Source organism: Pseudomonas sp. K5002, from assembly GCF_013386655.1.
Taxonomy (GTDB): domain Bacteria; phylum Pseudomonadota; class Gammaproteobacteria; order Pseudomonadales; family Pseudomonadaceae; genus Aquipseudomonas.
In genome coordinates, this window is sequence record NZ_JACARK010001302.1 from 1 (window position 1) to 240 (window position 240).

The 240-nt window shown below is 65.4% G+C and carries 1 protein-coding gene; it reads left to right on the forward strand.

Features of this window, described 5'->3' with window-relative positions:
• Positions 1–240, forward strand: a 240-nt coding sequence (locus tag HX846_RS35870) for an AMP-binding protein (RefSeq protein WP_178967308.1), incomplete at both ends; no start/stop codon positions are given.

Genomic DNA, 240 nt, shown 5'->3' on the forward strand with positions numbered 1-240 from the left:
CACGGTGGTCGCCACCTCCGGGCGGATCGAGCCCGGGCAGCCGTTGCACATCGGCAAGCCCATTTCCAATGCCACGGTTTACCTGCTGGACGAACAGCAGCGCCCGGTGCCCTTGGGGGTTGCCGGTGAACTGTACGTGGGCGGCAAGGGCGTGGCGCGGGGTTACCTCAATCGCCCGGAAATGACCGCCGAACGTTTCCTGGATGACCCATTCAATTCGGGCCGCATGTACCGCACCGG